Origin of the sequence: Janthinobacterium silvisoli (assembly GCF_014200725.1) — a bacterium.
Lineage (GTDB): Bacteria > Pseudomonadota > Gammaproteobacteria > Burkholderiales > Burkholderiaceae_D > Janthinobacterium.
In genome coordinates this window covers 403,129-421,260 of record NZ_JACHCL010000002.1, presented here as the reverse complement: position 1 = coordinate 421,260, position 18,132 = coordinate 403,129, and the positions used below count along the sequence as shown (strand labels likewise).

Sequence of the window (18,132 nt, the reverse complement as noted above, 5' to 3'; positions counted from 1 at the left end):
CTTTTGAAAACGACTATCAGCAAGTTCCTGGCGTTCTGGGCGCTGGGTGGAATGCTGGCCGCGTGCGGCGGCCAGGGAGAAGGGGGCCAAAGCAGCAAGCTGCTGGCCCAGAGCGAGGCGAACTCGGGCGACGTAGCGCTGGCGGCCATCACGCCGGGCACCGTCTACACCCTGGTCAATCCGAATAGCGGCAAGGCGCTGCAGCCAGCCAATGGTGCTTCAAACGACGGCGCGATCACGGAAATTTCCACGGCCAATGGCTCGGCCGCGCAAAAGTGGCAAATCATCAGCAACGCCAATGGCACGTATACCTTGCTGAACCAGAACGGCGGCAAGGCGCTCGACGTGCTGGGCGCGGCCACGCCCGACACCAGCCCGGTCGGCATCTATGCCAGCAATGGCACGGGCGCACAGCAATGGCAAATCAACGCCAATGCCAGCGGCACCTATACCTTGATTAATCAAAACAGTGGCAAGGCGCTGCATGTCAGCAATGCGGGCACGGCCAATGGTACGCCGGTGCAAATCTTTACCAGCAATGGCAGTGCAGGGCAGCAATGGCAGCTGACGCCGGCGGCGGGCGGCGGCACGGCGCCGGACTTCGGTCCGAATGTGAAGATCTTCGACCCCAGCATGAGCGCCGCGACGATCCAGGCGCAAGTGGACCAGGTCTATAGCCAGCAGCGTACCAACCAGTTTGGCAATAATCGCTATGCCTTGCTGTTTAAACCGGGCAATTACCCATCCACCTACGTCAACGTGGGCTTTTACACGCACGTGGCTGGCCTGGGTCCGCGCCCGGACGACACGCACATCAATGGCACCATCCAGGTCGATGCATCCTGGTTTAACGGTAACGCCACGCAAAACTTCTGGCGTTCGGTAGAAAACATTTCGCTCACGCCTAGCGGCGGCACCAGCATGTGGGCCGTGTCGCAAGCGGCGCCGATGCGGCGCATGCACGTCCGGGGCAACCTGGCGCTGGCCGACAATGGCGGCTGGTCCAGCGGTGGCTTCATGTCCGATACCCTGGTCGATGGCGAAGTCAATTCGCAAAGCCAGCAGCAATGGCTGGCGCGCAACTCGCAATGGAATCACTGGGCCAGTGCCGTGTGGAATATGGTATTTGTCGGCAACGTGAATTCACCGGTTGCCAGCTTCCCCAATCCGCCGAACACGACGATTGCGCAAACGCCGAAAGTGCGTGAAAAACCATTCCTGACCGTCGATGCGGCCGGTAACTACAGCGTCTTCGTGCCTGGATTGCGCAGCAATAGCCAGGGCATTACCTGGACCAATGGCGCCGGCCCTGGCGTATCCTTGCCGATCAGCCAGTTCCATATCGCCAAAGCCAACGTCGATACGGCCGCCACCATCAATGCGGCGCTGGCCCAGGGCAAGCATTTGCTGCTGACGCCAGGCGTTTATAACCTGACCGACACCGTGCGCGTCAACAATCCCAACACCGTGGTGCTGGGCCTGGGCCTGGCCACCATCATCCCGACCACGGGCAAGGCTGCCATGACGGTGGCTGATGTTGATGGGGTATCGATCGCCGGCGTGCTGTTCGATGCAGGCGTCACCAATTCGCCGGTGCTGCTCGATGTCGGTCCGGTCGGCAGCAATACCCGCCACATCGCCAATCCTACGGTATTATTTGACGTCTTCGCCCGCGTCGGCGGCGCCTCACAGGGCAAGGCCACCATCAGCGTGCGCATCAATAGCCACGACGTGATCGGCGACAATCTGTGGATCTGGCGCGCCGACCATGGCATAGAAGGTGCAGTCACGCATGGCTGGACCATCAACCCGGCCGACTATGGCCTGATCGTCAACGGCAGCGATGTCCTTATCTATGGCCTGGCTGTCGAGCATTACCAGAAGTACCAGACCCTGTGGAATGGTGAGCGCGGCAAGGTGTATTTCTACCAGAGCGAAGCGCCGTATGACGTGCCGACGCAAGCCCAGTGGATGGATGGCAACAAAAACGGCTATGCCTCGTACAAGGTGGCCGATCATGTGAGCAGCCACGAAGCGTGGGGCGTGGGCGTGTATTGCTACTTCAATGTCAACCCAAGCATCAAGCTGCACAATGCGTTTGAAGTGCCGGCATCGGGCCTGAATGGCGCGATGCTGCACAATATGACCACTGTCTCGCTCGGTGGCGTGGGCGAAATCACCCACATCCTCAACGGTTTCGGCCCAACGGTTAACGCCACGTCGATGAATGCGGTGCTGGTGCAATAAGCTGTTCTTGAGCTGATCGGCCTGCGTACCGTCCCCCCTTCGGTGCGCGGGCTTTTTTTCAGGCCATGTTCTTACATGGCCTTTTTTATGGACGCAGCACATTGGCCACGCCAAACGGCACATGCACCATGGGAATGTTGCCGCTCGCCGATTTCAAGTGGCTGAGCTGGTCGTCAAAGAAAATGTGCGGCCTGAACACTTCGAGCACGCGCGACTTGTCCATGCCGCCCAGGAAAAACGTCTCGTCCGCCGCCACGCCCCAGCTTTTCAAGGTCGTTACCACCCTTTCGTGCGAAGGCGCATTGCGCGCCGTGATGATGGCGATGCGCAAGATCTTCTTGTAGTCGGGATCGCGCCGCTGCGCTTTTTCTTCCAGCCGCTGCATGGTGGCCAGTTTCTGGAACAGGCCGGCCAGCGGTCCGGGCTGGTGCGGTATGCCCATGTGCAAGGTTTCATGGGCGTGGAATTCATTCAAGTCATTATTGCGTTTGAACACGGCCTCGGCTTCATCGTCGGCGATCACGCCGTCAAAGTCGAAGGCAATGCGCAATTCTTCATCGCTTTCATCGTCTTCCGTGCGTGATGGCAGCACCAGGCCGGCCGGGGAGTTGCTGGCCAGTGCACTGCGCACATCGTCTTCGTTCGCGCTGAGAAATAGCGAAGCATTAAAAGCTGGCAAATACGGGTAGGGTGGCTTGCCCGTCATGAAGGCAGCGCGTGAAATGTCGAGTCCGTAATGGGCGATGGAGTGCATGACGCGCAAGCCTGTCTCCGGCGAATTGCGCGAAAACAGCACCACTTCCACCGGCGACTGGCGTGCATAGTGCTTGTTGATGTTCAAAAAGCGGCGGATGAAGGGGAAAGCCACGCCACGCGGCAAGATCTTGTCGATATGCGCTTCCTGGTACTTGCGGTACTCCTCGGGGCCGCTGTCGAGGTAGATCTGGTGCGATTCGGACAAGTCAAACAGCGCGCTGGAAGCGACACCGATCACCAGTTTGTGTTCGATAGGGTAAGCCATAGTTTTTCAAGGTCTTCATTGTTTGCTCGCTGACCATCTTATACGACGATCAACTCTTCAGCCAATAGAGCGGGGCTTCCATGGACGCCTTGTCGACCCTATTTTTGTGGCAAACGCCGTAGCATGAAAAAAATCTTGTTTTGTATCAGTCATGTATCAGTCAAAACGTTTTTTTTCCTCTATGCTGGCAAGCAGCAAATCTAGCCAATTGTAACGAAGTCTATGCCCCAACCCTGCCGCCTTCTTTATCTCAAGCATCCACTGGTCCGTATCAGCCGGCCAGCAGCCAGATTGCCCATTGTTGTAATGAATACATAAAGGAGATCGCCATGTTTAAGAACTTACTGATCAAATGGAAGCTGGCGACTCTGGTCGCCGTCATGATGCTCGCCTTGCTGGTAGTGGCCGCCAGTGGCTATACGGGTATCGCCAAGGTGGGCAATGCCGTCAATGAAATCGGCGTGGTACGCCTGCCATCCATCCAGGGCTTGTTGATGATCAACGAAGGCCAGACGGCAGTGGCGGCGGCGACCCTGACGGCGGCCATCTATGAAAATAATTACCAGTCCCAAGACCAGTTCAGCCAGGCGCTGCGCCTGCGCGAACGCGCCTGGGCGGATATCGAACAGGGCCGCAAGCTGTACGAGGCCTTGCCGCAAACGGATGAAGAAGTGCTGCTGTGGAAACGTTTTCAGGGCGAGTGGGCCACCTGGAAAAGCGATGACGACAAGGTGGGCGCCACCTTGAACGCGCTGGCAAACCAGCACGATGAATCGCAGCAGAAAGCGCTGTTTGTCGATTTCTACAAACAATACCTGGCCTCGCGCGGCCCTTTCGACAAGGCCGAAGCCACCTTGAACGAGATCATCAAGCTCAATAAGGGCGTCGCCGACACCAGCGTGACTGACGGTGCGGCCACCGTCACCCGTTCGGAAACCATGATGCTGAGCCTGGCGCTGCTGGCGGCCGCACTCGGTATCGCTTGCGCCGCTTATATCAGCGGCAACATCACGCGTCCGATCAATGCCGCCGTACAAGTGGCGCAGACGGTGGCTGCCGGCGACCTGACCAGCCGCATCGAGGTGACGACAACAGAAGAAACGGGACAATTGCTGCAGGCGCTGAAAGACATGAATGGCAGCCTGGTGCAGATTGTCGGCCAGGTGCGCAGCGGCACGGACACCATCGCCACGGCGTCGTCGCAGATCGCCAGCGGTAATCTTGACTTGTCTTCGCGCACGGAAGAACAAGCCAGTTCGCTGGAAGAGACAGCGTCGTCCATGGAAGAGCTGACCTCTACCGTGCGTCAGAACGCCGACAATGCACGGCAAGCCAATCAACTGGCGCGCAGCGCATCCAGCGTGGCCGTCAAGGGTGGCGACGTGGTGGGCAAGGTGGTGCAGACGATGAACGCCATCAACGATTCCTCGCGCAAGATCGTCGACATCATCAGCGTGATCGACGGCATCGCTTTCCAGACCAATATCCTGGCCCTGAACGCAGCCGTGGAAGCGGCGCGCGCCGGTGAGCAGGGCCGCGGTTTTGCGGTGGTGGCAGGCGAGGTGCGCAACCTGGCTCAAAGGTCTGCGGCCGCCGCCAGGGAAATCAAGACCCTGATCGGCGACTCGGTCGAGGCGGTGGGCGAGGGCAGCAAGCTGGTGGCCGAAGCGGGCGGCACCATGGCCGATATCGTGACCAGCGTGCAGCGCGTGACCGATATCATGGCCGAGATCACCCTGGCCACGCAGGAGCAAAGCTCGGGCATCGACCAGATCAACCAGGCGATCAGCCAGATGGATCAGGTGACGCAGCAGAACGCGGCACTGGTGGAAGAATCGGCTGCGGCGGCCGAATCGCTGCAGGAACAGGCCGGCCAGCTGGCTGGCGTGGTCAGTGTCTTTAAGCTCGACGGGACGCTCCCGGCGTCCGCGCCAGCACCGGCGCCCGTCAAGCGTGCGCCGGCTATGCCCGTGGTGCGCGCCGCGCCGCCTGTCAAGGCCCGTCCGGTGCTGCGCGCCGTGCCCACGCCGCGCAAGAGCGCGCCAGCGGAAGATGAGTGGGAAGTATTTTAAAAATGTAAAAAAAGTATGATTTGGTGCCGTAGCGGCCGCCTTGTGCGGCCGTTTTGCATGGCGCGGATGCAAAGCCTTTTATGTGGATATGCCAGTTTCGAGGTATTTTATTGTTTAAAAAGTCATTGTTATAAAAATGGCTGGTTTGCCGCCTAAGCAAAACTTTGCAAATCTTAACGAGACATTGCCTGACAGATAACTCACACTTGTTCTTGTAGCACGTATGCGTTGGGAACGGGTGTGATGCTGCGCCGTTCCCACGCCCCCGCCTTGCTGCTTTTTGCCGCATCCCGGCTGATCCTGTTTGCCTGTCGCGCCCGGCCTTCCATGGTTGCAGGCGGCGGCAGCCATTGCCGTCAGCTTCCGTATGACGGCCTGGCGCACATGATCGATGCACTACATTGAAGGATGCGAATGAAGTTAGCAGATATGAATATTGGAACGCGCTTGCGTTGGTCGTTTGCTTTTTTGACCGCCTTGCTGTTGGCAACTGCTGCGCTGGGCATGCTGCGCCTGTCCGGCCTCGATACGCGCATGCGCGATGTCGTCGAAGACAAATACCCCAAGACCGTGCTGGCCAATGACATCATCAAGAATGTCAACGTGATAGCCCGTTCCTCGCGCAACCTGCTGCTGATGACGGAGCCGCAGCATCTGGCGCGCGAGCGTGAGTCGATCGCCAAGGCGGGCGCCGACACGGAACAGCGCCTGGCCCAGCTTGACCGCATCATCCTGTCGGAAAAAGGCCGTGCGTCCCTGTTGGCGGTGACGCAGGCGCGCGCCGTCTTCAATGCGGGCCGCGACAAGGTGCTGGCCTTGCTGGACGAGGGCGCGCGCGACGAGGCCACCAGCATGCTGCTGGGCGAGGTGCGCGACGACCAGCTGCGCTATATGGCGGCACTGGAAGCGCTGATCGCGCATCAGCATGAACGCATGGAAGTGGCGGGCGCCGAAGTGCGCGACGAATATATCGAGGCGCGCAACATGATGCTGGCGCTGAGCGCGCTGGCGATCGCTTTTTCCATCATTACCGCCTGGCTGGTCACGCGCAGCATCGTCGGGCCGCTGCAATACGCGCTGGGCGTGGCGCAGACCGTGGCCGCTGGCGACCTGACGTCCACGTTCGGCCAGCATCGCCATGACGAGACGGGCAAGCTGCTCGACGCGCTTTCCATCATGAATGGCAATCTGCTCGACATCGTGCAGCAGGTGCGTTCGGGCACCGATACCATCGCCACCGCATCGAGCCAGATTGCGGTGGGCAATGTCGATTTGTCTGCCCGCACGGAAGAACAGGCCAGCTCGCTGGAACAGACGGCGTCGGCGATGGAAGAACTGAGCTCCACGGTGCAGCAAAACGTCGACAATGCGCGCCAGGCCAGCGCGCTGGCCGTCAATGCTGCCAAGATCGCCGCCAGGGGTGGCCAGGCGGTGGGGCAGGTGATCCATACGATGGAAGCGATCAGCAGCTCGTCGGCGCAAATCGCCGACATCATCGGCGTGATCGACATGCTGGCATTCCAGACCAATATCCTGGCCTTGAATGCAGCCGTGGAAGCGGCGCGCGCGGGCGAGCAGGGACGCGGCTTTGCCGTGGTGGCCACGGAAGTGCGCAACCTGGCCCAGCGCTCGGCATCGGCGGCGCGCGATATCCGCGCCCTGATCGCCAGTTCGACGCAGCAGGTCGATGCGGGGGCGGCGCTGGTGGCGCAAGCCGGCGCCACCATGCAGGAAGTGGTGCAGGCCGTGAGCCGCGTCAGCGATATGGTGGCCGACATCACGGCCGCCAGCGCCGAACAAAGCACGGGGATCGCCCAGATCAGCCAGGCAGTGGTGCAGATGGACCAGGTGACGCAGCAGAACGCGGCGCTGGTGGAAGAAGCGGCGGCCGCTTCGCAGTCGCTGGAAGGCGAAGCGGTCAACCTGCTGCAGATCGTCAGCGTATTCCGTTTGCGCCAGGCGCCGGCCACGTTGCCGCGCGCTGCGGCATCGGCATCGGCATCGGCTGCGCCGGCCATGCTGCGCCTGCCTGCTTAGTGGCCTGAGTGGTGTTGCGCGCAACTGTGCACGGGCCTTTGCGTCCACCTCGCCTGACCCTGGCGCTGGCATGGCTGGGTGCCGCCTGGCGCGGCAGCCGGGCCTGGAGCGTGCTGTGCGCCATCCTGGCTATTTGCCTGCTGCTGTCCATCTGGATTTATACGGCGATCCGTCTCGACGACGAGACGCAGCAGGCGCTGGACCGGGCCCGCATCGAGAATCATGATGTAGCCACCATCCTGGGCGCCCACCTGGACGATGCGCTCGAGGCCGCACCCGAGTTGCCGCCCGACCTGTCTTTCTTCCTGCGCCCGTATCGTGACATCAGCCGCAAGGCGCGCGGCCGGATTGAAATCATGAACCGCCAGGGCGAGCTGCTGGCGGCGATGGAAAATGGCGTGCCGACCATGGTGCCGAAAAGCAGCGCTCCGCACGCCATGGCGCCGCTGCTGGAACAGCGGCTGGTGGCCCACCACGGCTTGCTGGTGCGCGTCAGCCAGGACCAGGCGCTGGTGCTGGCGACCCTGGCCGGCATGCGGCGCCGGCATCTGACGCAGGCGGGCTTGCTGTCGCTGGCCCTGCTGGCGCTGGGGGGCGCCATCCTGCTGGCAGCGCGGCGGCGTCTGCAGTGGCAGCGCCGCCAGTCGGAAGGCGAGCAAATTACCCTGAGCCTGCAACTGGCGCAGGAAAAAAGCCGTGCCGACCAGTTGGCTGCGCACGATGCACTGACGGGCGTGGCCAGCCGCCGCCGCTTTTATGAAAGCGCTGGCGGCAAGCTGCTGCATGCACGGCGCAGCCGCAACCACTATGCGCTGTTGTATCTCGATATCGACCGCTTCAAGCAGGTCAACGAGCGACTTGGTTATCTGGCGGGCGACGCGCTGCTGCATGCGGTGGCGCAGCGCTTGCAGCAGGTGCTGCGTGAATACGATGTGCTGGCGCGCCTGGGTGGCGATGAATTCGTCGTGCTGCTGAGCGAAGTGGCGTCAGAAGAGCGTGTGGCGGCCATCGCTTCGGCCGTGCTGGCGGCATTGCGCCAGCCTTTCACTTCGATCGCCGGACACGAGATCGCCGCCACGGCCAGCATCGGCATCGCCCTGTATCCGCGCGACGGCCAGAGTGTCGACGCCTTGCTGTCGAGCGCAGACAGTGCCTTGTCGGCCGCCAAGACGGGCGGGCGCGATGGCTTCCGCTTCCACGACATGGCCTTGAACCTGTCATCGGCGCGCAGCCTGGAACTGCAGGGGCGTTTTGCCACCGCCATGCGCGACGATGAATTCTGCTTCCATTACCAGGGCAAGTTCGACACGGCGCAACTGCGCATCGTCGGCCTGGAAGCGCTGCTGCGCTGGGATCATCCGCATCATGGACTGATCTTCCCGAATGAATTCATCGGCCTGGCCGAGGAGAGCGAGGCCATCGTGGCGCTGGGGAACTGGAGCATCAACGCCGTCTGCCGCCAGCTGGCGCAATGGCGGTCGGCCGGTTTGCCGCTCTCGCCCGTTGCGATCAACATCTCGGCCAAGCAGCTGCGCGACCCGCTGCTGCCCGAAACGGTGACGCGCGCACTGGAGCGCCATGCCATCACGCCCGATTTGCTGGAGCTGGAGGTGACGGAAAGCTGCTTTATCGACGATATCTCGCAGGCCAAGAATGTGCTGCGCCGCCTGCGTGCACTGGGCCTGACCATTTCGCTCGATGACTATGGCACCGGCTATTCGGGCCTCAGTCATATCAAGATGCTACCGATACACACGCTCAAGATCGACCGTTCCTTCATCCGCGATATTGCCATCGACCGCAACGATGCGATGATCGTCGCCTCTACCATTGCACTGGCGCGTGGGCTGGGCTTGCAAGTAGTGGCGGAAGGGGTGGAGAGCGGCGAGCAGCTCGCGCATCTGCGCCGTCTTGGCTGCCAGCAGGTGCAGGGGTTTTACCTGCACCGGCCAGCGCCGCCCGCCGCCGTCGCCGCCTTGCTGGCCGAGGGGCGGCCTGCGCTGGCGTATGCGATGTAAGGGCCATACGACAGCGCATGTAACAGGACTTCTTACATGGCGCCATGTAGGCCAGGGCGGATGCTCGGTAGAATGTCGGTACTATATAGTCCCGCTCGCTTGTATTTCGCCTGCATCCCGCTCGCTTTACTCACCCTTGCTTTAATCACCTTTTTTCCGTGCAAGAACTATGAACAGCACCGTCCCGGCTTATGTCTTCGGCCCGTTTCGCCTATTGCCGCTCGAGCGCATGCTGTTCGACGGCGAACGTGCGCTGCGCCTGGGCAGCCGGGCCATGGATTTGCTGCTGGCCTTGCTGGAGCGGGCGGGCGAGATTGTCGATAAACAGGAGTTGCTGGCCACCGTATGGCCCAACGCCGTGGTCGACGACGCCACCTTGCGGGTGCACCTGGCGGCCTTGCGCAAGGTACTCGGCGATGGCCGCGACGGGCAGCGCTACATCACCACCATTCCCGGCCGCGGCTACGGTTTCCTGGCGCCGCTGTCGCTGGCCGGGCCGGTGGAAGCCGCACCTGGCGTGCAAGTTGAACCGCAGCACAACCTGCCTGTCGTCCTGACCCGCATGGTGGGACGCGGCGAGACCGTGCAGGCGATGGCTGCCAACCTGCTGCAATTGCGCCTGATGTGCATCGTCGGTCCGGGCGGTATCGGCAAGACCACGGTGGCCATCGCCCTGGCCGCGCGGGTGCTGCGCCGCTACACCGATGGCGTCTGCTTTGTCGATCTGGCGCCGCTGGCCGAGAGCCAGCTGGTGCCGCTGGCGCTGGCTACGGCGCTAGGCGTGGCCGTGCCGGCCCACGAGCCGATGCCTGCGTTGCTGGCCTACCTGCAGCACCGCCACATGCTGATCGTGCTCGATAACTGCGAACATGTGATTGCCGCCGCCGCCGCGCTGGCCGATGCGCTCCTGAAAGGCGCGCCGCTGCTGCACCTGCTGGCCACCAGCCGCGAGCCGCTGCGCATCTCCAGCGAGCATTTGCAGCGCTTGCCCGCGCTGGAACTGCCGCCGGCCGGCGTCTTGCCCGACGCGCTGGCGGCCCGTCACTTCGCCGCCGTGCAGCTGTTCTGCGAACGCTGCGCCGCCGCGGTGGACGGCTTCATACTGGCCGATGCCGACGTGGCCGTGGTCACCGACATCTGCCGCCGCCTCGATGGCATCCCGCTGGCGCTGGAACTGGCGGCCGGGCGGGTGGGCCACTTCGGCCTGCATGAATTGCAGCGCCAGTTGCACGACCGCCTGCGCCTGCTCACGCGCGGTCCGCGCAATTCGCCGCTGCGCCACCAGACCTTGCGCGCCACGCTGGACTGGAGCTATGGCTTGCTGGACGAGGAAGAGCGCAGCGTGCTACTGGCGCTGAGCGTCTTCAAGAGCCGCTTCCGGCTCGAATCGGCGGCCGCCGTGGTGGGGCGCGACGTGTTTGATACGGTGGCGGACCTGGCCGCCAAGTCACTGCTGAGCATCGAATTTTGCTGCCGGCAGGCGCATTACCGTTTGCTCGATACCACGCGCGCCTATGCGGCGCAGCGCCTGGCCGACAGCAGCGCATGGGGAGAGGTGTCGCTGCGCTATGCGCGCCATTGCGCAGGCCTGGCCGACACCATCGCCGACGACTGGGAAACCATGGCGGCCGATACCTGGAGCACGCGCTATTGCTGCCATGTCGACGATTTGCGTTCGGCCATCGACTGGGCGTTTGGCGACGATGGCGACGTGCTGCTGGGCATACGCCTGACAATTGCCGCACAAACGCTGTTTTACCAGCTGTCGCTGATGGATGAATACCGCAGCCGGGTGCAGCTGGCCTTGCAATACATGGAATGGAACGGCATCGACGATGTGGGCAGCGAAGTGCAGCTGCGTACCACCCTGGCCCATTTGCTGATGCATACGACAGGCGTGACCGAGGAAGTGGTGATCGCCTTCCAGCGTGCCTATGTGCTGGCCATGCGCATCACCAGCGCGCAGCGGCGCGCCGAGGCGGTGTGCGGCATGTGGATCGTCAGCATGGCGCTGGCCGATTTCTTTGGCGCCGCCGCCTTTGCCGACCAGTTTGGCGCCCTGTGCGATGCCAAAGGCGATCCGGCCATGCTGCTGATCCACGCGCGCATGGCTTCGGCCAGCGAGCATATGCTGGGCCGCCACGCGGCATCGGCGGACCTGGCGCGCGCCGTGCTCGCGCATCCGCACGGCGCTGGCCATACGGGTTTCAACAGTGCGCTGCTGGCCGATTACCAGGTGTGCATGCGTGGTAATCTGTGCCGCTCGCTGTGGCTGATGGGCCAGACCGACGAGGCATTGACGGTCGCGCGCGAAGCGGTGATGGTGGGCCTCGACCACAACGGCGTGTCGCTCTGCCTTGCGCTGGCCTTCGGCGCCATTCCGGTTGCCCTGTGGTGTGGACAGCATGTGCTGGCGCGGGCCTGGGTCTATCTGCTGCGCGAGCACGGCGCCCGGTATGGCTTGCTGTACTGGAGCAACTGGGGCGAGAATTATCAGCGCTTGCTCGACAGCGTGCGCGAGCCTGTCACCTTTGCCTGGCCGGCGCCCATGGGCTGGCCGCTGCAGGTCGACGTCATGGTGACCTTGCACGACGCGCCCGTCGATGCATCTGCATTGCGGCGCGCGCGCAATGGCCAGGCGCCATGGAGCGCGCCCGAAGTGCTGCGCCGCGCCGCGCACCGGGACTGGCTGGCGCTGCAGCACGGCGATAGCGGCGGCTTGGCCCGCGTGCGGGCGCAACTGGAAGAGGCTTTGCAGCTGGCGCGCGAGCAGGGCGCGCTGGGCTGGCAACTGCGCTGCGCCACCAGCCTGGCGCGCCTGATGGACAGCCAGGGTGAAGCTTGCCAGGCGCAGGCGCTGCTGGCTGGTATCCACGGCGCTTTCACGCAAGGGCAGGCCAGCGCGGATATGCTCGAAGCGCAGGCGCTGCTGGAGCAGTTGCGCGGGCAGTGATGTGCGCCGTTGTCAGCGCGATAGCCAATAGGCGGCGATGGCGATCCATACAAGCACGACTACGATGCCCCGCTTGACACGCGCGTCGGTCTTTTTGCGCAGCGCTTCGGCGGCCTGTTGTGCTGCTATTTGCGTCGGCGTCGGGCCGGGCTTGAAGGCCAGTGCCTCTTCAATATAGATGCTTTTAAAGGCGGTGGCATCAGCCTCGCCGAGCGTGGCGATGTGGGTCAGAATCTGTTCGTGCTGCTTCTGCGTCAGCTTGTCGACATCCCGACCTGCTTTTAGTGCATCGTCAACATCGTTTCTATAGCGCGCTTGTATTGCGCGGATGGCGTCGCGGTCGATGCCACGCAGGTGTATGGTGGCTGGGTTAATGGCGCTGGAAAATGAATCGGACATGCAGTCTTCCTTGAATGATAAGTCAATCGTAAAGTTTTTAAAGTACGGTCGGCATCTCGGCCAGCAACTGCGCAAGCGCCATGGTCGCTGGCGCCTGGCCCTTGCTGCTGCAGATCAGACTAAAGGCGGCTGCGGGCAGAGGCGGCAAGCCGTGCTGGCCATCGATGACGACCATGTTTGCTTCCAGGTCGCCTTGCGGCAGCGCCGTCATGGCGAAGCCCGCCAGCACCGCGGCCCGCAAGCCTTGCTGGCTCGGTGAGGTAAAGGCCATGCGCCATGCCACGCCGGCTTCCTCCAGGGCCGCAACCCCGACTTGCCGGTGCAAACAGGGTGACGGTGCGAAGGCCATCGGCAGCGGGCCGTGGCCGGCAAATTGAAACGTGGGCGCGGCGGCCCAGACAAAGCGCGTGCGACGCAGTACCGTGCCTTCATATTGGTCCCGCTCCGGGCCTGTCGGCAGGGACATGAGCACCGCCATATCGAGCGCGCCGGCATCGACCTGCGTGCGCAGCTCAAGATAGGTGCCAACCGTGACATCAAGCCGCACCGCGGGAAACAGCTGCGCAAAGCGGGTCAGCAGGGGAGGCAAGCGTTCATCCATGAAATTCTCAGGCACGCCGAAGCGCACGGCGCCGGCGATGTTCGCGCGCTGGAAGCGCCGGGCCAGCGCTTCGTGCGCCTGCAAAACCTGTTCGGCATGGCGCAGGAATTGCTCGCCATCCTCGGTCAGCCGCAAGCTGCGCGTGGTGCGCACCAGCAGCGCCGTGCCGGCCAGTTCTTCCAGGCGGCGTATCTGGTGGCTGACAGCGGACTGGCTCAGGTGCAGCCTTTCTGCAGCGCGCGTAAATCCGCCCGTTTCTTTGACGGCAACAAAGGCACGTAACAAGACAGGATCGAAGTCCATGGCGCCATTCATGATGAAAATGAATGAATTATACAAAATTAAATCATTTTTGTTATTGCCAGGCTGCTCGCACAATGGCCGGCTACTAACACTCACAGGTCAGTCTTGATGCCGCATATTCCCCGCTCCACTTCACGGAAGAACTTTTTTACCCTGGCCGCCGTCTGCCTGGCCTCGCTCATGTTTGGTCTGGAAATTTCAAGCGTGCCCGTTATCCTGCCCACGCTTGAAGCCATCCTGCATGCCAGCTTCAAGGATCTGCAATGGATCATGAATGCCTACACCATCGCCTGCACCAGCGTGCTGATGGCCGCCGGCACGCTAGCCGACAGTTACGGACGCAAGCGCGTTTTTCTCTTCAGCCTGGCACTGTTCGGCATCACTTCGGTGGTTTGCGGACTGGCGGTCAATGCCAGCCTGCTGATCGTCGGCCGGTTCTTGCAAGGCATGGCTGGCGGCGCCATGCTGATCTGTCAGGTGGCGGTGCTGTCGCAGCATTTTCCGTCGGGCGCTGCGCGCGGCAAGGCCTTCAGTGCCTGGGGCATCGTGTTCGGCATCGGCCTGGGGTTTGGCCCCATCATCGGTGCGGCTATCGTGGCCCTGTCCAGCTGGCAGTGGGTCTTCCTGGTTCACGCGCCACTGGCCGTGCTGTCGCTGGCGCTGGTGACGGCCGGTGTGGCCGAATCGCGCGATCCGCAGCAGCGCAAGCTCGATGTGGCGGGCATTGCCTCCCTGTCGCTGGCTGTGTTTGGCCTGGCCTGGGGCATTACCCAGAGTGCAGCCACGGGTTTTGGCGACTTCATGGTGATCGCAAGCCTGGTCGTGGCAATGCTCAGTTTCATGGTCTTCGTGCTGGTGCAGCGGCACAGCACCGAACCGATGATGGATGTTGCGGTGTTCCGCATCCGCCGCTTTTCTGGCGCCTTGCTCGGTTCCGCGGGCATGAATTTCAGCTTCTGGCCGTTCATGATTTATCTGCCGCTCTACTTCAGCAATGGACTTGGCTACGCCAGCGTGGACACCGGTACAGCGCTGCTGGCTTACACCCTGCCGACGCTGCTGGTGCCACCGCTGGGCGAACGCCTGGCCTTGCGCTACCGTCCCGGCACGGTGATCCCGGCCGGCCTGTTCACGATAGGCCTGGGCTTTTTGCTGATGTACTGGGGCAGCGGCGCCGAACAGGCCAGCTGGCTGACGATGCTGCCGGGCTGCCTGCTGGCCGGCATTGGGCTGGGCCTGACCAACACGCCCGTTACCAACACCACCACGGGCGCGGTGCCATCCGAGCGCGCCGGCATGGCATCGAGCATCGATATCAGTGCCCGCATGATCAGCCTGTCGCTCAATATCGCATTGATGGGTTTTATTCTGTTGCAGGGCATCCTGTCTTCGCTGCGCGCGCAGCATCCTGCGCTGGCAGATAACACGGTGTTGCGCCACTTGGCCGAGAGCTTGTCGGCAGGGCAGGCCAGTGCAGGGTCAGGGGTATCGGCCGAGATGGCCAGGGCCGCGCTGGTGCATGGTTTTGGCTGGGTCATGCTGTATGGCGGCTTGAGCGCCTGGGCCATGGCGCTGGCCAGCTGGATGGTGTTCGGCGCGAACCGGGCAGCACCGGAGCCGGCGTTGCCAGTGTAATTATTCATACGCTCCCAGCCTGCGCTGCTCATCTTGGGTAAAGCTGGTCTCGCGCAGTCTTTGCAGCGCGTCAGCATCCTGGCCCAGCCGGGTTTTTTCCGCCTGGTACAGCACGATGCGCTGCTGCCATTGCGATTCTTCGCGGTCCAGGTCCGCCAGGCGGGCCGCCGCTTCCGGCGTGAAAGTACTGGCGCGCAGGCGGTAGACTTCATTGTCGCCAGCGCCCTGGGCGCGCAGCGCCTGCACCGATTCTTCCAGCCTGGCGACCTTTAACGGCGCATCGCGTTCCGCCTTCACGCCCGCCGGCATGCGGGCGTCGAGCGCGGCCAGCTGTTCGCGCTGCCGGGCTTCGCTCAAACGCGTGTCGCCCAAAATAGCCATGCGTGCCACGGCGTCATCGTCATAGGCGTCGCTGGCGCCGAACAGGCCGGCGCTTTCCTGCGGCGTAAAGTAAGTGGCGCGCAGCTGGCGCATGGCGAGCAAACGCGCACTGGCTGCCTGCGCCATGTCATGCGATTTCGGCAACGTCTGCTCGACACCGACCAGCGCCTGCTTGTAGGCCAGGTAGGCGCCCAGCAGGCGTTTCGCCTCGCGCGCCGGAGCGGGCGCCAGGCGCTTATCGAGTTCCAGTTCTATCTGGGCGCGGATGGCGGCCAGCGGCTTTTCACCGAGGCCGGCCAGGTAGTAATCAAACAGATGGCCCAGCTCCGCGTCGACCACCAGCTGCTCGCCGGCGGCCACCGTGAGATTACCATCGGGCCGCGTGCCTTCCATCGAGCGCACAAACGCGAACAGATCGGGTTCCGCCTTTTCCACCGGCGGCGAGGGTGGTGCTTCCTGCTGCAGCTGAAAATAAGCCAGGCCTGCGAGTACCAGGACCAGCGCGCCTATCCCGACGCGTTGTGTGCGCATGGCCGTCTCCTTACAAGCCGATGCCTTGCAGGCGGTTGGCGTGTTGGCGGAACACGGTGACGGGGTTGGTTTCGAACAGGTTGACGATGCCGACCAGCTGGTTGACTTCATCGAGGTGGTTCATGGCATAGTCGTCGCGTATCACCTTGCCCAGGTGGCTGGAGCAGCTGCTGACCAGGCCATCATTCTTGGCGCCGCCGAAAGCCAGGCTGATGGTGGCAAGGGCAGGGTCGGCGATGTCGAGCACATTGGTGTAGGGCTGCGCGCCGCTCCAGGAAAAGTAATACACGCCCCGTTCCTGGTAAGCGCCTTCGCCGCAGGCCGTGGTGGGCACGCCTTGTGGATGGCGGCTGTTGAAGGCCAGCGAGCCGGCTGTCGACAGCGATGTCAGCGAAGCGCCCGCGTTTTGCGGCAAGCCCTTGTTACCGGACAGGATGCCGATCAGGCTAGCCAGCGCGTCGCCGATCGCGGCGCTGGTATTCGGTGCGCCGGTAAGGATGTCGGCCACTTTCGAACCCTTGTTGACGCCGGCCACGGTGGTGACGGACGCGACCAGGTCGGGCCGCACGGAAGCCACGTAGCGCGCCGTGGGGCCGCCGTGGCTATGGCCGATCAGGTTGACCTTGGCGGCGCCCGTGGCGGCCAGGATCTGGCGCACTTGCGTCAGCAATTGTTCGCCGCGCACCTCGGTGCTGTTGGCGGCCGAAATGGTGGTCACATAGACTTGCGCACCGCCGCTGCGCAGGGCGTCGGGGATGCCGTAAAAGTATTCGACCGGGCCTAGCTTGTCGAAACCGAACAGGCCGTGCACCAGCACGATGGGATATTTGGTCTGCGTGTAGCCAGCGGCCGAGGCCGTGGACGGCAGCAGGCCGATGGTGAAAGAGAGGAACAGGGAGGAAAGGGCTAGCCAGAAGCGGTTCTTCATTTTGTCTCCGTTATTGTGAAATAGTGGAAATGTCGAAGCTGCAGCAAATACCGGGGCCGTTGACAGTCACGCCGCATTCGGATGATGCGTTTGGTGATATCAAATATTTAAAATAGCGAGCGCTCGGTTTTTTAAATGTAGCATTACTTGCATGAAATTGCGTGGTTAAAAAGTCAAAATGTTGTTTTCCTGAGCTATAATCAGCCGCGAAATCAGGCGGCACTCCGCTTGCGCGTGGCCAGTATTTATACTGAATTGTTTATGCCGAATCGGTATTACGCTGCCGCCATCACCCCGTTTCCAGGATTGCCCTTGTCGACCCATTTCAACTTTGAACAGTTTCAGCAGATGTCGCCTTTAAATGGCGAAAACATCTGGGAATACATCCTCGACCGCCACGCGGGCCGCATCGGCGTCAAGCGCCGCAAGCCGGCGCTGGAAAACCTGGAGCGCATCTTTGGCGCCACCTTCCGCCTGGCCAATGACGTGGGTTTCCGCGCCATGAGCTTGCGCGACCTGTGCCGCGAAACGGGGCTGTCGATGGGCGGCTTGTATGGCTACATTGCCAGCAAGGACCAGCTGGCAGAAATGATCGAGGACGTGGTGCGCCACGCTACGCAAGCCTTGCCGCAGATGTTTGTCGACGTGAAGTCGCCGCTGGACCGGCTTGAAGCGATGATACGTTCGTCGATCTACCTGTCCGAAGTCTTGCAGCCCTGGTTTTATTTCGTCTACATGGATTCGCGCGTGCTGCAGGTGGAGCAGCGCAGCATGGCGAAGAATTCGGAACTGTATGTACAAACCCTGATCGCGGCCACCATCGCCGAGATTGAGCCGCGTCCGCTGGGCGATCCGACCCTGCTGTCATCGCATTGCCTGGCCCTGTTCCAGGACTGGTACGTGAAGCGCTGGAAGTACCGCGCGGCCAAGGTGAATGTGGATGATTTCGCCGACAGCGTGGTGCGGACGGTGAGAGGGTATCTCGGCGTGACAGCCTGATAAACCG

The 18,132-nt window shown here is 62.4% G+C and carries 13 protein-coding genes; 8 read left to right on the top strand and 5 right to left on the bottom strand.

The genetic code is table 11. The features are described 5' to 3' along the window. Positions 1–3 precede the first annotated feature (3 nt). The gene (locus tag HDE75_RS12050) at positions 4–2,247 is read left to right on the top strand and encodes an RICIN domain-containing protein (RefSeq protein ID WP_183677432.1); all 2,244 of its coding nucleotides are present in this window, start codon (positions 4–6) and stop codon (positions 2,245–2,247) included. Positions 2,248–2,332: 85 nt separating this feature from the next. Here the strand turns inward: HDE75_RS12050 and HDE75_RS12045 are convergent, their stop codons facing one another. Continuing rightward, positions 2,333–3,268 carry a 5'-nucleotidase gene (locus HDE75_RS12045; protein WP_183677433.1) on the bottom strand — a complete coding sequence of 312 codons (936 nt, stop codon included), beginning with the start codon at positions 3,266–3,268 and terminating at the stop codon, positions 2,333–2,335. Between the two features lie 329 nt (positions 3,269–3,597). On the opposite strand from HDE75_RS12045, the gene HDE75_RS12040 reads away from it, so the two are divergent. The 5 genes from HDE75_RS12040 to HDE75_RS12020 all read left to right on the top strand — a co-directional run bounded on the left by HDE75_RS12040 (position 3,598) and on the right by HDE75_RS12020 (position 12,348). Further along, positions 3,598–5,340 carry a methyl-accepting chemotaxis protein gene (locus HDE75_RS12040; protein WP_183677434.1) on the top strand — a complete coding sequence of 581 codons (1,743 nt, stop codon included), beginning with the start codon at positions 3,598–3,600 and terminating at the stop codon, positions 5,338–5,340. A 243-nt stretch (positions 5,341–5,583) separates the two neighbouring features. Continuing rightward, entirely contained in the window at positions 5,584–5,745 is a 162-nt protein-coding gene (locus HDE75_RS12035; RefSeq protein WP_183677435.1) for a hypothetical protein, read from the top strand. A 9-nt stretch (positions 5,746–5,754) separates the two neighbouring features. Further along, positions 5,755–7,377, top strand: coding sequence for a methyl-accepting chemotaxis protein (locus tag HDE75_RS26950; protein ID WP_183677436.1), 1,623 nt, complete (start codon positions 5,755–5,757; stop codon positions 7,375–7,377). A gap of 38 nt (positions 7,378–7,415) precedes the next feature. Further along, positions 7,416–9,395, top strand: a complete 1,980-nt coding sequence (locus HDE75_RS12025) for a putative bifunctional diguanylate cyclase/phosphodiesterase (protein WP_260173979.1) — start codon at positions 7,416–7,418, stop codon at positions 9,393–9,395. A gap of 169 nt (positions 9,396–9,564) precedes the next feature. Then, a complete protein-coding gene (locus tag HDE75_RS12020; protein ID WP_183677437.1) occupies positions 9,565–12,348 on the top strand; it encodes an ATP-binding protein in 2,784 nt (927 codons plus the stop codon). Positions 12,349–12,360: 12 nt separating this feature from the next. Here HDE75_RS12020 and HDE75_RS12015 read toward each other — a convergent pair whose 3' ends face one another. Together HDE75_RS12015 and HDE75_RS12010 are read right to left on the bottom strand one after the other, a co-directional pair. After that, positions 12,361–12,747, bottom strand: a complete 387-nt coding sequence (locus HDE75_RS12015; RefSeq protein ID WP_183677438.1) for a hypothetical protein — start codon at positions 12,745–12,747, stop codon at positions 12,361–12,363. Positions 12,748–12,784: 37 nt separating this feature from the next. Continuing rightward, entirely contained in the window at positions 12,785–13,651 is an 867-nt protein-coding gene (locus HDE75_RS12010; RefSeq protein WP_183677439.1) for a LysR substrate-binding domain-containing protein, read from the bottom strand. A 108-nt stretch (positions 13,652–13,759) separates the two neighbouring features. Between HDE75_RS12010 and HDE75_RS12005 the strand changes: the two genes are divergently transcribed. Continuing rightward, a complete protein-coding gene (locus HDE75_RS12005) occupies positions 13,760–15,286 on the top strand; it encodes an MFS transporter (protein ID WP_221291852.1) in 1,527 nt (508 codons plus the stop codon). Here HDE75_RS12005 and HDE75_RS12000 read toward each other — a convergent pair whose 3' ends face one another. Both HDE75_RS12000 and HDE75_RS11995 read right to left on the bottom strand, forming a co-directional pair. After that, positions 15,287–16,198 (bottom strand): lipase secretion chaperone, encoded by a 912-nt coding sequence (locus HDE75_RS12000; RefSeq protein WP_183677440.1) that lies wholly within the window; start codon positions 16,196–16,198, stop codon positions 15,287–15,289. A 10-nt stretch (positions 16,199–16,208) separates the two neighbouring features. Further along, positions 16,209–17,126: a lipase family alpha/beta hydrolase gene (locus HDE75_RS11995; RefSeq protein WP_183677441.1), complete on the bottom strand. Its 918-nt coding sequence runs from the start codon at positions 17,124–17,126 to the stop codon at positions 16,209–16,211. Positions 17,127–17,387: 261 nt separating this feature from the next. On the opposite strand from HDE75_RS11995, the gene HDE75_RS11990 reads away from it, so the two are divergent. After that, entirely contained in the window at positions 17,388–18,125 is a 738-nt protein-coding gene (locus tag HDE75_RS11990; RefSeq protein ID WP_260173978.1) for a TetR/AcrR family transcriptional regulator, read from the top strand. Positions 18,126–18,132 lie beyond the last annotated feature (7 nt).

What these genes read in the sequence shown, in the direction of transcription:
- HDE75_RS12045 (WP_183677433.1), bottom strand. Translation starts at nt 3,268, where the DNA reads ATGGCTTACCCTATCGAACACAAACTGGTGATCGGTGTCGCTTCCAGC.
- HDE75_RS12040 (WP_183677434.1), top strand. Translation starts at nt 3,598, where the DNA reads ATGTTTAAGAACTTACTGATCAAATGGAAGCTGGCGACTCTGGTCGCC.
- HDE75_RS12035 (WP_183677435.1), top strand. Translation starts at nt 5,584, where the DNA reads ATGCTGCGCCGTTCCCACGCCCCCGCCTTGCTGCTTTTTGCCGCATCC.
- HDE75_RS26950 (WP_183677436.1), top strand. Translation starts at nt 5,755, where the DNA reads ATGAAGTTAGCAGATATGAATATTGGAACGCGCTTGCGTTGGTCGTTT.
- HDE75_RS12020 (WP_183677437.1), top strand. Translation starts at nt 9,565, where the DNA reads ATGAACAGCACCGTCCCGGCTTATGTCTTCGGCCCGTTTCGCCTATTG.
- HDE75_RS12015 (WP_183677438.1), bottom strand. Translation starts at nt 12,747, where the DNA reads ATGTCCGATTCATTTTCCAGCGCCATTAACCCAGCCACCATACACCTG.
- HDE75_RS12010 (WP_183677439.1), bottom strand. Translation starts at nt 13,651, where the DNA reads ATGGACTTCGATCCTGTCTTGTTACGTGCCTTTGTTGCCGTCAAAGAA.
- HDE75_RS12005 (WP_221291852.1), top strand. Translation starts at nt 13,760, where the DNA reads ATGCCGCATATTCCCCGCTCCACTTCACGGAAGAACTTTTTTACCCTG.
- HDE75_RS12000 (WP_183677440.1), bottom strand. Translation starts at nt 16,198, where the DNA reads ATGCGCACACAACGCGTCGGGATAGGCGCGCTGGTCCTGGTACTCGCA.
- HDE75_RS11995 (WP_183677441.1), bottom strand. Translation starts at nt 17,126, where the DNA reads ATGAAGAACCGCTTCTGGCTAGCCCTTTCCTCCCTGTTCCTCTCTTTC.
- HDE75_RS11990 (WP_260173978.1), top strand. Translation starts at nt 17,388, where the DNA reads ATGCCGAATCGGTATTACGCTGCCGCCATCACCCCGTTTCCAGGATTG.